The sequence below is a fragment of the Aeromonas sp. 600527 genome, assembly GCF_049175415.1.
Taxonomy (GTDB): domain Bacteria; phylum Pseudomonadota; class Gammaproteobacteria; order Enterobacterales; family Aeromonadaceae; genus Aeromonas; species Aeromonas veronii_A.
In genome coordinates, this window is record NZ_JAAKVA010000006.1 from 75,919 (window position 1) to 89,549 (window position 13,631).

At 59.6% G+C, this 13,631-nt stretch carries 17 protein-coding genes; 10 read left to right on the forward strand and 7 right to left on the reverse strand.

The annotated features are described in order from the left end of the window. Nucleotides 1-4 precede the first annotated feature (4 nt). The 5 genes from G5154_RS09845 (at nucleotide 5) to G5154_RS09865 (ending at nucleotide 4,926) form a co-directional block, all read left to right on the forward strand. Nucleotides 5-1,138 carry a glycerate kinase gene (locus G5154_RS09845; RefSeq protein ID WP_421250750.1) on the forward strand — a complete coding sequence of 378 codons (1,134 nt, stop codon included), beginning with the start codon at nucleotides 5-7 and terminating at the stop codon, nucleotides 1,136-1,138. Between the two features lie 232 nt (nucleotides 1,139-1,370). Then, nucleotides 1,371-1,934, forward strand: coding sequence for an NnrU family protein (locus G5154_RS09850; protein WP_216976857.1), 564 nt, complete (start codon nucleotides 1,371-1,373; stop codon nucleotides 1,932-1,934). Nucleotides 1,935-1,992: 58 nt separating this feature from the next. Next, nucleotides 1,993-2,529: a glutathione peroxidase gene (locus G5154_RS09855; RefSeq protein ID WP_076495785.1), complete on the forward strand. Its 537-nt coding sequence runs from the start codon at nucleotides 1,993-1,995 to the stop codon at nucleotides 2,527-2,529. 82 nt (nucleotides 2,530-2,611) lie between these two features. Beyond that, a complete protein-coding gene (locus G5154_RS09860; RefSeq protein WP_162515184.1) occupies nucleotides 2,612-3,547 on the forward strand; it encodes a LysR family transcriptional regulator in 936 nt (311 codons plus the stop codon). A gap of 182 nt (nucleotides 3,548-3,729) precedes the next feature. Then, entirely contained in the window at nucleotides 3,730-4,926 is a 1,197-nt protein-coding gene (locus tag G5154_RS09865) for a NupC/NupG family nucleoside CNT transporter (RefSeq protein ID WP_005357935.1), read from the forward strand. Nucleotides 4,927-5,027: 101 nt separating this feature from the next. Here the strand turns inward: G5154_RS09865 and G5154_RS09870 are convergent, their stop codons facing one another. The 5 genes from G5154_RS09870 to G5154_RS09890 form a co-directional block, all read right to left on the reverse strand. Continuing rightward, the gene (locus G5154_RS09870) at nucleotides 5,028-5,447 is read right to left on the reverse strand and encodes a DUF4426 domain-containing protein (protein ID WP_331379216.1); all 420 of its coding nucleotides are present in this window, start codon (nucleotides 5,445-5,447) and stop codon (nucleotides 5,028-5,030) included. A gap of 43 nt (nucleotides 5,448-5,490) precedes the next feature. Then, nucleotides 5,491-5,793 (reverse strand): DUF167 family protein YggU, encoded by a 303-nt coding sequence (gene yggU / locus G5154_RS09875; RefSeq protein ID WP_021230942.1) that lies wholly within the window; start codon nucleotides 5,791-5,793, stop codon nucleotides 5,491-5,493. After that, nucleotides 5,793-6,344, reverse strand: coding sequence for a YggT family protein (locus G5154_RS09880; protein WP_047436998.1), 552 nt, complete (start codon nucleotides 6,342-6,344; stop codon nucleotides 5,793-5,795). Before G5154_RS09880 ends, yggU begins: the two co-directional genes overlap by 1 nt. A gap of 11 nt (nucleotides 6,345-6,355) precedes the next feature. After that, entirely contained in the window at nucleotides 6,356-7,180 is an 825-nt protein-coding gene (proC, locus tag G5154_RS09885) for a pyrroline-5-carboxylate reductase (protein ID WP_421244053.1), read from the reverse strand. Nucleotides 7,181-7,322: 142 nt separating this feature from the next. Continuing rightward, on the reverse strand, nucleotides 7,323-8,024 hold the full coding sequence (locus tag G5154_RS09890; RefSeq protein WP_421250751.1) for a YggS family pyridoxal phosphate-dependent enzyme: 702 nt from the start codon (nucleotides 8,022-8,024) through the stop codon (nucleotides 7,323-7,325). Between the two features lie 39 nt (nucleotides 8,025-8,063). Between G5154_RS09890 and tapT the strand changes: the two genes are divergently transcribed. The 4 genes from tapT to G5154_RS09910 all read left to right on the forward strand — a co-directional run bounded on the left by tapT (nucleotide 8,064) and on the right by G5154_RS09910 (nucleotide 11,677). Next, the gene (gene tapT, locus G5154_RS09895; RefSeq protein ID WP_421250752.1) at nucleotides 8,064-9,098 is read left to right on the forward strand and encodes a type IVa pilus ATPase TapT; all 1,035 of its coding nucleotides are present in this window, start codon (nucleotides 8,064-8,066) and stop codon (nucleotides 9,096-9,098) included. Nucleotides 9,099-9,126: 28 nt separating this feature from the next. Next, nucleotides 9,127-10,236: a type IVa pilus ATPase TapU gene (tapU, locus tag G5154_RS09900; protein WP_201937783.1), complete on the forward strand. Its 1,110-nt coding sequence runs from the start codon at nucleotides 9,127-9,129 to the stop codon at nucleotides 10,234-10,236. Between the two features lie 47 nt (nucleotides 10,237-10,283). Continuing rightward, a complete protein-coding gene (gene yaaA / locus G5154_RS09905; RefSeq protein WP_201937767.1) occupies nucleotides 10,284-11,057 on the forward strand; it encodes a peroxide stress protein YaaA in 774 nt (257 codons plus the stop codon). A 194-nt stretch (nucleotides 11,058-11,251) separates the two neighbouring features. Beyond that, entirely contained in the window at nucleotides 11,252-11,677 is a 426-nt protein-coding gene (locus tag G5154_RS09910) for a hypothetical protein (RefSeq protein WP_005340360.1), read from the forward strand. A 359-nt stretch (nucleotides 11,678-12,036) separates the two neighbouring features. On the opposite strand, the gene G5154_RS09915 is transcribed toward G5154_RS09910, so the two are convergent. Together G5154_RS09915 and arfB are read right to left on the reverse strand one after the other, a co-directional pair. Beyond that, nucleotides 12,037-12,528 carry a methylated-DNA--[protein]-cysteine S-methyltransferase gene (locus tag G5154_RS09915; RefSeq protein ID WP_216980070.1) on the reverse strand — a complete coding sequence of 164 codons (492 nt, stop codon included), beginning with the start codon at nucleotides 12,526-12,528 and terminating at the stop codon, nucleotides 12,037-12,039. A gap of 25 nt (nucleotides 12,529-12,553) precedes the next feature. Beyond that, nucleotides 12,554-12,970 carry an alternative ribosome rescue aminoacyl-tRNA hydrolase ArfB gene (gene arfB, locus G5154_RS09920; protein ID WP_021230947.1) on the reverse strand — a complete coding sequence of 139 codons (417 nt, stop codon included), beginning with the start codon at nucleotides 12,968-12,970 and terminating at the stop codon, nucleotides 12,554-12,556. A 201-nt stretch (nucleotides 12,971-13,171) separates the two neighbouring features. Between arfB and glnK the strand changes: the two genes are divergently transcribed. Next, complete coding sequence (gene glnK, locus G5154_RS09925) at nucleotides 13,172-13,510, forward strand: P-II family nitrogen regulator (protein WP_005341406.1); 339 nt, start codon at nucleotides 13,172-13,174, stop codon at nucleotides 13,508-13,510. Nucleotides 13,511-13,631: the final 121 nt, after the last annotated feature.

Consider the following 13,631-nt stretch of genomic DNA (forward strand, 5'->3'; position numbering starts at 1 on the left):
TGATATGAAAATTGTTATTGCCCCCGATTCATTCAAGGAGAGTCTGAGCGCCATGGCGGTGGCTGATGCCATCGAGGCCGGTTTCAAGCAGGTGCTGCCGAACGCCACTTACGTCAAATTGCCGATGGCCGATGGCGGTGAAGGTACGGTGCAATCGCTGGTTGATGCCACCGGTGGCCGCATCCTGCCGGTCGAAGTGACCGCGCCCCTTGGCAACAAGGTACAGGGTTTTGTCGGTCTGCTGGGTGATGGCGAGCGTGCCGTCATCGAGATGGCCGCCGCTTCCGGCATCCATCTGGTCGCTCCCGAGCAGCGCAATCCGCTGCTCACCTCCAGCTTCGGCACCGGCGAGCTGATCCTGGCTGCGCTGGAGATGGGGGTGAAGCACCTCATCCTCGGTATCGGCGGCAGCGCCACCAATGACGGCGGTGCCGGCATGATCCAGGCGCTCGGCTGCAAGTTGCTCAAAGCGGATGGTGCGCCTATTGCTCTGGGTGGCGCAGGTCTCAGTGAGCTCGCGACCATCGATCTGAGCAGTCTGGATCCGCGTCTGGATGAGCTGGTTATCGAGGTGGCGTGTGATGTGAACAACCCGCTCTGTGGCCCGAAAGGCGCCTCTGCGGTGTTTGGCCCGCAAAAGGGGGCGACCCCCGAGATGGTGGCACAGCTCGATGCTAACCTCTCCCGTTATGCCGATTGCATTGAGCAGGCCCTTGGCAAGCAGGTGAAGGATATTCCGGGGGCGGGTGCCGCCGGTGGCATGGGTGCCGCGCTGGTCGGTCTGCTTGGTGCCGAGCTCAAGCCCGGAATCCAGATCGTCATCGAAGCCCTGAAACTGGCCGATGAAGTGGCCGATGCGGATCTGGTCATCACCGGCGAAGGGCGCATCGACAGCCAGACCATCCATGGCAAGACGCCAATCGGTGTCGCACGCTGCGCCAAGCAGTTCGGCAAGCCGGTGATCGGTATCTCCGGTTGCCTGACCGACGATTGCGGTGTGGTACACGATCACGGGCTGGACGCGGTATTCGCCGTAGTCAACCGCGCCATGTCTCTGCCGGAGGCGCTGGAGAGCGCCAGCACCAACATTCAACTCACTGCGCGCAACGTAGCGGCGCTCTATCAGCTCAAGGGCTGATCCGGTTCGGCCGATGCGCCCCATCGGCCACTCAATATCCCCGTTTGGGGCATCTCCCATCCCGCGAGATGTCTGACTGCCCTGGCACTTATTTGCCGATCCATCGTGATCGGCTCTTTTCTTTCTGCTCCTTTGTCTTGCCACACTTTTGACTCCATGGGTCAGCACGGTTTTGATAGGCGCAAATCTCCCTTTACGGCATAGTGGTCGTACCAAGTACAAGGAGAGACTCATGTTCCTGCTGACCCTGGGGGTTGCGCTGTTTACCCTGATCCATCTCTACCCCTGTTTTGCGGTGGCCCATCGGGCGCGGCTGCGCGAGCGGCTGGGGGAGAATCGCTACAAGGGGCTCTTCTCCCTGTTGTTGTTTGTCGCCATCGCCTGCATCATCGCCGGTTGGCGCTCGGCCAGCTCGCTGCCGCTCTATTTCCTGCCGGAGTGGGGGCCGATGACCATGACGGTGATGATGCCCTTTGCGCTGATCCTCTTCTTCTCCGGCCAGGGGCCCAACCATCTGCGGCGCTGGCTGGTGCATCCCCAACTGCTCGGTACCCTGCTCTGGGCGGTGGCTCATCTGCTGGTCAACAGCGAGGCGCGCTCTCTGGTGTTGTTTGGCGGCATCGGGCTCTGGGCGCTGGTGAGCATGGTCTGGATTTCGGTGCGGGACTGGCAGCGATATCCCCGTCCGGCGGCCAACTGGACGGGCACCGGCATCAGCGTCGGGGCGGGCCTGGCTGCCACCGCGCTGCTGGTGTTCTGGGGCCACGGCTGGCTGACCGGCATTCCATTGCATTGAGAGTGAACTGCGGCTCTGGTAACCGCGTATGATGGACAAAACAAAAGGAGTCTTGGCGATGAAATGGTTCACTCTGTTGCTGTTATTGGGGGCCGGTGCGGCCTCTGCGGCGTGCCCCGATTATTTCAATGTGGAGATGCGGGAGCTAAACAACTCTCAGCGCCACAATCTCTGTCAGCTGACCGAGGGCAAGGTGGTGCTGGTGGTCAATACCGCCTCCTATTGCGGCTACAGCGGCCAGTTCCGCGATCTGGAGCAGCTCTACCAGAGCTACAAGGATAAGGGATTGATTATTCTAGGTTTCCCCTCCAACGACTTCTGGCAGGAGGCGGGCAACGAGACCAAGACCGCCGAGGTGTGTCGCCGCGACTATGGCGTCACCTTCCCGATGTTCAATCGGGTAGCGGTGCGGGGCTCCGATGCTGTGCCACTGTTCAAGGGGCTGGCGGCGGCCGCTGATGGGGATGAGCCGAACTGGAACTTCCACAAGTATCTGGTGGGGCGCGATGGCAAGCTGATCGCCAGCTACGGCGCCAACCAGAATCCGGCTGACGACCCCCTCAAACTGCAGATCACCCGGGCGCTGGGGCTCTGACCCTACCCCTTGGCGGGCGGCTCTGGAATAATGGGCTACCGCCACTCAATCCGGTTATCCTGTGCTGCAACGTCTTCCTCAAATGGTGATCTTCGATGCGCTGGTGCGCGAGCAGGGGATCTCTGCCGCCGCCCGTCGTCTCGGGGTCTCCAAATCCCATATCAGCAAGCAGCTGGCGCTGCTGGAGACCACCCTTGGCGCCCAGCTGGTGCAGCGCACCACCCGCCGCTTCGTCCTGACCGAGCTGGGTCAGGAGTATGCCCGTCACTGCCATGCGCTCGTGGCGGTGGCGCAGGAGGCTGACTCCATGATCGCCGAGCGGCGCGGCAAGGTGAGCGGTGTGCTCCATCTCGGGGTGGGCCAATCCTTCGGCCGCTTGCACGTCATTCCTCATCTCAAGGCGTTTCAGGATCGCTATCCCGAGCTGGAGCTGGAAGTCTCGCTGTTCGACCATAGAACCAATCTGGTAGATGAGGGGCTGGATCTTTGGCTCACCACCTATGAGGACAAGCCGGAAGGGCTGGTGGGACAGCGGCTGGCCGACATTGGCTTCGTGGTGGCGGCTTCGCCGGATTACCTGCTGAGCCACGGCACGCCGCTCCATCCCAAGGATCTGGCCCAGCACAACTGCATCACTTACCAGAGTCGGGAGCGGCGCTATCACCAGTGGTCGTTTCGCCAGGGCAAGGAGCGCCAGACGGTGCAGGTGGCGGGCAACTATCGGGTGGATATGGCGGAGGCGGTGCGGGATGCTGCACTGGCCGGGCTCGGTATCGCCTATATTGCCAACTACTTGCTGGACAAGGAGTTACAGAGCGGCAAGCTGATCCCTGTGCTGCCAGGGTGGCGACCGAACCAGCAGATGGCGGTACACGCCGTTTATGCCCGGCGCGAACATCTGGATCCCAAGATCCGCCTCTTCATCGATTTCCTCAAGGCCCGCTTTGGCCCCGAACCCTATTGGGAGCAGCGACTTGCCCCCTGGCTCGGGGGGAAATTGTCCGGCAGTGAGGAATAATTGTTTCCATATAAGAACTCTCGATTTCTCCTGATACTAAAATCGAACCAAATCAGCCAGTTGGCGCAACCGATATCGTGCAAACGTTTTTTCTAACAGGGTTGTAACCAAGCGGACTTGCAGTGACGGGGGGAGAGGCGCAGAATCCGCGCCCATCTTTTGCCCCACCTGATGGAGTCCCTATGATTGCCCTGCTCGGCATCCTGAGTATCCTGGCGCTTGCCGTCATCTGCTCTGATAATCGTCGTCGTATCCCGTTGCGAACAGTTGGTCTTGCCCTCTGTCTGCAAGTCATGTTTGCCGGTCTGGTGCTCTGGTTGCCTGCCGGTCAGCACGTGCTGAACGGGGTCAGCGAGAGCGTAAGCAGCGTGATCGGTTATGGTCAGGAGGGGATCGCCTTCCTGTTCGGTGATCTGGCCAAGTTCAAGCTGGGCTTCATCTTTGCCTTCAACGTGTTGCCGGTCATCATCTTCTTCTCTGCGGTGATCGCCATCCTCTACCACATCGGCATCATGCCGCGGGTGATCGCCCTGCTGGGTGGTGGCTTGCAGAAATTGCTGGGCACCGGCCGTGCCGAGAGCCTCTCCGCCACTGCCAACATCTTCGTCGGCATGGTGGAAGCGCCGCTGGTGGTCAAACCCTACCTCTCCAAGATGTCCGATTCCCAGTTCTTCGCTGTGATGAGCTGTGGTCTCGCCTCCGTCGCCGGTGGCACCCTGGTGGGCTATGCCAGCCTCGGGGTTGAGCTGAAATACCTGATCGCGGCAGCCTTCATGTCGGCCCCTGCCGGTCTGGCGATGGCCAAAATCCTGGTGCCGCCGGGAGCTGAAGAGGTCGATCACCATCAGGATGTAGAGATCCCCCGCGCCACCAACGTGATTGAAGCGGCGGCCGATGGTGCCATGTCTGGCCTCAATATTGCGGTGGCGGTCGGTGCCACCCTGCTGGCCTTCGTTGGTGTGATCGCCATGCTCAATGGCCTGCTCGGCTGGGCTGGCGGTCTGGTAGGGCTGGATCTGAGCTTCCAGATCATTCTGGGCTGGCTGTTTGCCCCCGTCTCCTGGCTGATCGGTGTGCCCTGGGATCAGGCACAAGCTGCTGGCGCTCTGATCGGTACCAAGATCGTGGTCAACGAGTTCGTCGCCTTTATCGGTCTGGTGCAGGATCAGACCCTGAGCGAGTCGAGCAAGGCCATCGTGACCTTCGCCCTGTGCGGCTTTGCCAACATCTCCTCCATGGCGATCCTGATCGGCGGTCTGGGCTCCATGGTGCCGGAGCGCAAATCCTTCATCGCCCGTTACGGCATGCGCGCCATTCTCTCCGGCGTGCTGGCGAACCTGATGAGCGCCTGTCTGGCCGGTCTGTTCCTCGCCCTGTAACCGCGGCGGTACGGAATAGATGTAACAAGGGCGCCCTGATGGCGCCCTTGTAATATGGATAAAATGAAGCCCCGGCTTTGGTCGGGGCTTCTTGTTGGTGCTCAGTCGACGTAGAAGGTCTGCTGGAAGCTGAGGTTCTGTTGCTGCCCACCGCCCATGATCTTGAGGGTGAACTGATAGGTATCTTCGTTGCGGTAGGGGAGGGTCGCCAGATAGTAGATGGCGTCGCCCTCTTTTACCTCCTGAAAGTTCAGGGGGCGGATGGTACCGGTCAGGTTCTTGGCCTCACCGGTGATCCCCACGGCTTGCGCCACTTTCTGCTTGTCCTGTACCGCGATATTGATGATGGCGTTGTAGCGGCTGCGCTCAAGTCCATACGCCTTGGCGACCTCTGGTGTGAGGAAGCTGGAGTTGAAGGCGTTGTAGTGCACCAACCAGGGCCCCAGCTCCTTCATCTGTTCTGCCTTGAGCGGCAGGGTCATCAGCAGTGCCAGCAGGCCACTCATCCAGGCTGTTTTCATCTGTCATCCCTCTCATATCTACGGTTGGCGCAGGCCGATGCATTCAGCCTTGCGTGTCATTCAGCAGTGCACTCACTTCTTGCGGCAACTGTTTGGGGCTGTCTATGGCAACGGTTTTGTGTCGCCCCAGCTCGCCCCGCACTATGGTTACCTGGCCCTTGGCCACTTTGAACTGCTTGGCCAGAAACTTGATCAGATGGCTGTTGGCCTGGCCATCGACGGGCGGCGCCGTGATGGCCACTTTCAGCTCTTCGCCATGCAATCCGATGATCTGATCCCGACTCGCCTTGGGCTGGATCACCAGATGCAGTACCAGTTCATCCCCTTGTTGCAGGACGGCTGGCATCAAATCATCCACCACAGCTGGCCGAACAGGTCACCCAGCAGGTAGTTGATGGCTTGCAGGCCGATAAAGGCGACCAGCACCGAGAGATCCAGTCCGCCCAGTGCCGGCAGTACGCGGCGGATAGGGGCGAGGAATGGTTCGGTCAGCTGATGCATCACGTATTCGATGGGGTTGCGGCCCTGGCTGACCCAGCTCAGGATGGCGCGGATCAGCAGTACCCAGAAGATCATCGAGCCCGCTTTCTTCAGCACGGTCAGCGCGGCAAACAGGCTGATGCTGAGCCAGTCCGCCAGCAGTACGTTCATGCTCTTGAGCAGGGCCAGCTTGGCGAAGGCGATGGCCAGCGCCAGCACCACGGAGGCGAGATCGATGCCGCCCAAGCCCGGGATCACCCGGCGCAGCGGGATCACCAGCGGATTGGTTAGCTTGACCACCATCTGGCTCATCGGGTTGTAGAAGTCGGCGCGGGCCCACTGCAGCCAGACGCGCAGCAGGATCACCATCAGGTAGAGATCGAAAACGGTGTTAATCAGAAAGTAAGCAGTGTTCATCTGGGCTCCTGTTAGAAGAGGGTTTCCATTTCGGTGGCGCGAGCAACGGCCGCCTGCATGGCTTGCGCAGTCAGCGGCATCAGCCCCTGCTGCTGGAATGTCTTGATGGCTTCGGCTGTGGTGCCGCCCTTGCTGGTGACCTGCTCACGCAGGGTTTGCAGCGCCAGCTCGGGGTTCTGCTCCACCATGGCGGCTGCGCCCAGCGCGGTCTGCTGCACCAGCAGGCGTGCCTGATCGGGCGAGAAACCCATCGCTTCGGCCTCTTCGGCGATCGCCTGCATAAAGAGGAAGAAGTAGGCCGGAGCACTGCCTGCCGCGGCGATGACGCCGTTGATGCCAGATTCCTGCTCCACCCAGAGGGTCTTGCCGACCGCCTGCATCATCTGCTCGGCAAAGTCGCGATCCGCGGCGGCAATATGTTCGGGTGCATAGAGACCGGTCATGCCCAGACCCAGCAGGGCCGGGGTATTGGGCATGGTGCGGATGATGCGGTCGTGGCCACCGGCCATCTCGCCAAGGCGCGCCACCTTGATACCGGCCGCGATGGAGATGAGCAGCTTGCCCTCAAGGGAGCCCAGCTCTTCAACCAGTGCTGCCAGCATGCCGGCCATCAGCTGCGGCTTGACTGCCAGCACGATCACTTCGGCGTCTCGGGCCGCCTCGGCATTACTCTGGGTGATGCGAATGCCGTAGTCGCTCGCCAGCGCCTCCAGCTTGGGCAGACTGGGGTTGGCAGCAGTGATCTGCCCGGCGGGATAACCCGACTTGACCAGTCCGGCGATGATGCTGCGGCTCATGTTGCCCGCGCCGATAAAGGCCAGCGTTCTATGCTGCATCAGATGCTCCTGTAGCATATGGGGTCGCGGCGAGGTTGGCGCTGCCTGCACCACCTGACGCCAGAATTCGGTGTTCCATCAAACGCTCCTGTTGATGAAGTCGCGGCAAGAGGCGGACGTATGGGTTATCCGCGGGCCTTGCCTATGAGTAGTCACGGGCGCCGAAGATGGCGGTGCCGACCCGCACCATGGTGCTGCCGTGGGCGATCGCCAGTTCAAGATCCTCGGTCATCCCCATCGAGAGGGTATCCACCGTGGGGTATTGTCGCGCAAGCTCGGTGAACAGAGTCTGCATACGGGTCATTTGGGCGGCCAGTACGCCCTCGTCGCTGGTGTGTTCGGGAATGGCCATCAGCCCCCGCAGCACCAGTCGCTCACTTTGATAGACCAGCTCGGCAAGGCGGAAAATCTCTTGTTCCGACGTTCCGGATTTGCTGCTCTCTCCGCTAATATTGATTTGCAGACAAACATTTAGCGGTGCCATTGTAGTTGGGCGCTGGTTGTTGAGGCGGTCGATCAGCTTGTCCCGATCCACGCTCTGCACCCAGTCAAATCGTTCGGCGACCAGCTTGGATTTGTTCGATTGCAAAGGGCCGATAAAGTGCCACTCTATGTCGCTATATTCCGGCTGCTGGCGCAGGGTATCGATCTTGGCCGCTGCTTCCTGTGCGTAGGATTCGCCAAAGCAGCGCTGACCTGCAGCATGGGCAGCCATGATGGCCTCGACCGGCTTGGTCTTGCTCACGGCCAGCAGGCGGATCTGCTGCAGGTTGCGGCTCGCCCGTTCGGCGGCCTGGGTAATACGTTCCTTTACCTGAAACAGGTGCTGGGCAATCTGGTTCATATTTCGTTAGTGATCTTGTGATGGGAGAATGACAAGTCTATGGATATCACAGAGTTATTGGCTTTCAGTGTAAAGCATAAAGCCTCGGATCTACACCTCTCGGCCGGGGTTCCCCCGATGATCAGGGTTGATGGTGAGGTTCGCAAGATCAATTTGCCCGCCCTGGAACACCGGGAAGTGCATGGCCTCATTTACGACATCATGAACGACTATCAGCGCAAGGAGCTGGAAGAGAACTTCGAGGTCGACTTCTCGTTCGAGGTGCCCAATCTGGCCCGTTTCCGGGTCAACGCCTTCCAGCAGGCGCGCGGCTCGGGCGCGGTATTTCGTACCATCCCCAGCACTGTGCTGAGCCTCGAGGATCTCGATGCGCCGGAGATCTTCCGCAAGATCGCCGAGTTCCCGCGGGGTCTGGTACTGGTGACCGGCCCGACCGGTTCCGGTAAGTCGACCACCCTGGCGGCCATGGTCAACTACATCAACGAGAACTTCCATCACCACATCCTCACCATCGAGGACCCCATCGAATTCGTCCACGAGAACAAGCGCTGTCTGGTGAACCAGCGGGAAGTGCACCGGGATACCAAGAGCTTCAGCAACGCCCTGCGCTCGGCACTGCGGGAAGACCCGGACATCATTCTGGTGGGCGAAATGCGCGACCTTGAGACCATTCGTCTGGCCATGACTGCCGCCGAAACCGGCCACCTGGTGTTTGGCACCCTGCACACCTCGTCGGCGGCCAAGACCATCGACCGTATCATCGACGTCTTCCCCGGCGCGGAGAAGGACATGGTGCGCTCCATGCTCTCCGAATCCCTGCGGGCGGTTATCTCCCAGACCCTGCTCAAGCGTATCGGTGGCGGTCGGGTGGCGGCTCACGAGATCATGATGGGCATTCCGGCGGTGCGTAACCTGATCCGCGAGGACAAGATTGCCCAGCTCTACTCGGTGATCCAGACCGGGATGACCCACGGCATGCAGACCATGGATCAGAGCCTCAAGCAGCTGGTTAGTCGTGGCGTGGTGGCATCCCTTGATGCCAAGGCCAAGGCCGTGGATCCCAACAGCATTTAAGAGACTCGCACCCAGGGAGGGATAGATGATGAATCTGGATGATCTGCTGAGCGAGCTGGTCGAGCGAAAGGGATCGGATCTGTTTGTGACGGTGGGCTCGCCGCCCACCCTCAAGGTAAATGGCCATCTGGTGTCGCTGGGGGGTGAGGCGCTCGACAAGAAGGGGGCACTGACGCTGGTCAGGGATACCCTCAGCAGCGATCACTTCGAGCGCTATATCCGCACCAAGGAGGCCAACTACGCGATCTATCGCGAGGCGCTTGGCCGTTTTCGGGTCAGCGCCTTCTGGCAGCAGGAGCTGCCCGGCATGGTGGTGCGGCGTATCGAGACCCGCATTCCCACCTTTGAAGATTTGCAGCTACCCAAGATCCTGCAAGAGGTGGCGATGGCCAAGCGGGGGCTGGTGCTGTTTGTCGGCGCCACCGGGGCGGGCAAATCGACCACCCAGGCGGCGATGATCGGCTATCGCAACCAGCATGCCGATGGTCATATTCTGACGGTGGAAGATCCGGTGGAGTTCGTCCATCAGCATGGTCGCAGTCTGGTGACCCAGCGGGAGGTGGGGATCGACACCGAGTCGTTCGATGTAGCACTGAAAAGCTCGCTGCGTCAGGCACCGGACGTGATCCTGATCGGCGAGATCCGAAGTCAGGAGACCATGGAGTTTGCCCTTCAGTTCGCCGAGACTGGCCATCTCTGTCTCGCCACTTTGCATGCCAACAACGCCAACCAGGCGCTGGATCGCATCCTCCATCTGGTGCCGCAGGAGAAACATCGCCAGTTTCTGTTCGATCTCTCCTTCAACCTCAGAGCCATTGTCGCCCAGCAACTGGTGCCGAGTGTCGATGGTTTGCGGCGCAGTGCGGCATTCGAGATCCTGCTCAATACCCCGCTCATCACCGACATCATCCGCAAGGGAGAGATGCACCGTCTCAAGGAGGTGATGACCAAATCTGCCGAACTGGGCATGCAGACCTTCGATCAGGCGCTTTTCAGCCTGTTCTGCGCCGGCCAGATTGGCTACAGTGAGGCCCTCGCCCATGCCGACTCGGCCAACGACCTGCGGCTGCTGATCAAGCTCTCCGGTCGCGAGCAGCTGGGGTCCGGCACACTGGAAAATGTGACGCTGGATGAATGAAACATGGGGCCGATCCGCTGTTCGGCCCCTCGCCAGAAAGGAACGTTATGCTGATTGTGGTTTCCCCGGCCAAGACGCTGGATTACGAGTCACCGCTGGTGACCCCCCGTTTCACCCAACCCGAGCTGCTGGATCACTCCGCCGAACTGATTCGCCGGGCCCGCCAACTGAGCCCTGACCAGATCGCCACTCTGATGAAGATCAGCGACAAGCTGGCCGGTCTCAATGCCGCCCGTTTTGCCGAGTGGCAGCCAGATTTCACCCCCGCCAATGCCCGTCAGGCGCTGCTGGCTTTCAAGGGGGATGTCTACACCGGTTTGGCGGTGGAGGATTTTAGCGAGGCCGATTTTGACTTCGCTCAGGCACACCTGCGGATGCTCTCCGGCCTCTACGGCGTGCTTCGCCCCCTCGACCTGATGATGCCCTATCGACTGGAGATGGGGACCAGGCTCAACAATAGTCGCGGCAAGGATCTCTACCAGTTCTGGGGGGAGGTGATCACTCACCATCTCAATGACGCGCTGGCTGCGCAGGGGGATGAAGTGCTGATCAATCTGGCCTCCGACGAGTATTTCAAGTCGGTACGACCCAAGAGCCTGAAAGGGCGGATTGTCACACCGGTGTTCAAGGATGAGAAGAACGGCCAGTTCAAGATCATCAGCTTCTACGCCAAGAAGGCGCGCGGCATGATGGCTCGCCACATCATCAAGCACCGTCTGACCGAGGTGGAGCAGCTGACCGGTTTCAACGCCGAGGGCTACTACTTTGTGCCGGAAGAGTCGGACGCCAATACCCTGATGTTTAAACGCGCCGAAAATTAATTACAAAAAGAGGGAACCAATCTTTCGACCCGCGGGTCTGAATATTTGAATCCTCTGTTGTAAGCACTTTTTATTCGCCGACGTTTGATACGTCGGCTTTTTTATTGCCGTTTTTATTGTCCATCGATTGCCTTCGCCGGGACTATGTGGTTCAGATAGACTCAAGACAGGGAGCGAGTTGTCGTGAGGTGAATATGGAACAGAAAAATGCCATTCGGCAGGTTGCCGTCCCTTGGGCTCCGTCCCGCCAGCTCCCGCCCGGTCTGGTTGTGGCCGAGTTGCATCAGGATCTCTGGAGCGACTCCCTGACCATCATGCTGGGGCGGGCGCGCAGCATCGATCTACCCCCGCAAATCCTCTGCAGGGTCTATTTTCGCCATATTTATGCCCTGCGGGTCATCGAGGATTGCGATCTGGCTGAGGGGAAGGATAGCCACGCCATCGAAGAGCAGATCCAGCTCATCACTCCATCCCGTTTTGCCAGCTGGTTCCATCAGGAGTCGGACGGCCTGCATCTGGATGAAGATCTGCAGCACTATCGCATCTCCACTTGGGATTACTGCGCCGATGTGCTGACCTCTTCTGCGCCAGAGCTGCAGTTCCTGCCCCAGAGCGAGTAGCCAGCGATAACGCCAGAGGCCAAGGGGGATCCTTCGCCTCTTGTCTTTGTGGAGGTGCAGAGCGTGCGATGCTCAGGTCACTCAGTCAGAGGGTGGCCTGTTGTGTTGCCACAAAAAAAGCGCCTCAGAGGAGGCGCGGGGAAAAAGACAGATTGGAAGCGTCACATGGGTGCTACTTGAATCAGCGAATGAGCCGTGCCATTCAAGTATGGAGCCATCATGCCAAGCTCAATCTGAAGTAGTTCTGAGGCGATTCTTCATCTTCTGTTCATCTTGTCAGCAAGGCGTGGCCACTGATTGAAAGCCTTTTCATTCTGGTCGCGATATTGTCCCGTTCCTCTCCGGGGACGCTCATTGTCTCATGGGGCCAGCTCGAATGTTGTGCCTGCCTGTTCCAGTGCCAGCAACCAGCGCTTGATGGGAATGCCGCCAGCATAGCCGGTTAGATCGCCGCTGCGTCCGATCACCCGATGGCAGGGTACTATGATGCTCAGCGGATTGCGCCCATTGGCAGCGCCCACAGCCCGCACCGCCTTGGGATTGCCTATCGCCTGGGCAATCTCGAGATAGCTCACGGTCTCGCCATAGGGGATATCGCACAAAGCGTTCCATACCGTTTGCTGAAACGGGGTGCCCTTCGCTGCCATGGGCAGATCGAACTGCTGCAACTTTCCGGTGAAATAGGCGGTGAACTGGGCAAGATAGGGCGCCAGCGCCTTGTCATCCCGTTGCCAGTCAGCTTGCGGCATGACTGGTCGCTCCCCGTGCATGAACTCCACGTGGCGCAGTCCATCCTGATCGATGGCGACCAGCAGGGGGCCGCGGGCGCTGTCGCAAAAACTGTATCTCATCGGCTGACATCCTTTGGGGGTTGGCTCAGTCCAGAACTGGTTTGCCGCGGGCGGACTTGATATCCCCCTTGCGCTTTTTGGCATCGACCCGTTTGCGCTGGGAGCTGCGGGTCGGCTTGGTGGCATGGCGAGCCTTGGGGCGCCAGGCTGCTTTCTTCAGCAACTCCACCAGACGGCTCATCGCCTCCTTGCGATTCATGTCCTGGCTGCGATGGCTCTCGACCCGGATCAGGATAAAGCCATCGTGTACCCGGCTATCGCTCAGCTTGTCGAGACCCTCCTTGTAGAGGGGCGTCAGGCTGGGAGAGTTGCGGTAATCGAAGCGCAACCAGACGGCGGAGTCGGTCTTGTTGACGTGCTGTCCGCCGTTGCCCTGTGCCCGCATGGTCTGAAATTGCAGCTCATGCCAGGGAATCGTGACGCTGTTGGAGATAACTAACATGCTGTTTTGCTCTTGTTTGGTGCATACCCGCTGACCGCTGCAGCATGGTGCCTCATTATGGGGCGTGCTGGCCGGTTATGGGGATGTGCCTGACGAATGGCGCAGGCATTAAACTCTATCTATATGAAATAAAACAATAAAAATACTTGGCACAAGAATTGAAACCCGATTCATGACACACCATGGATTGGGAGCAACCAGATGAAGCTGATTAGTGCGATTATCAAACCGTTCAAGTTGGACGATGTCCGCGAGGCTATTGCCAACCTGGGGGTGGAAGGGCTGACCGTGTCCGAGGTCAAGGGATTTGGCCGCCAGAAGGGACACACCGAATTATACCGGGGAGCCGAGTATCAAGTCGACTTCCTGCCGAAGGTGAAGCTGGAGATTGCTACCGCCGATGATAACGTGGAAGGGGTGATCGAGGCGATCTGCAAGGCGGCCTATACCGGCAAGATCGGCGACGGCAAGATTTTTGTCTACGACTTGCTGCAAGCGGTGCGCATCCGCACCGGCGAGAGTGACGACGAGGCGCTGTGATGAACCGCATCCGTGACGTACAGATTTGTTGACCTCCCGATGTCGGGAATTCCCGATGGCGTGAGCTCTTATTGAAGCCTGATCAACACAACGTTTTGCTCAGAAGAGGCCAGATGGGATT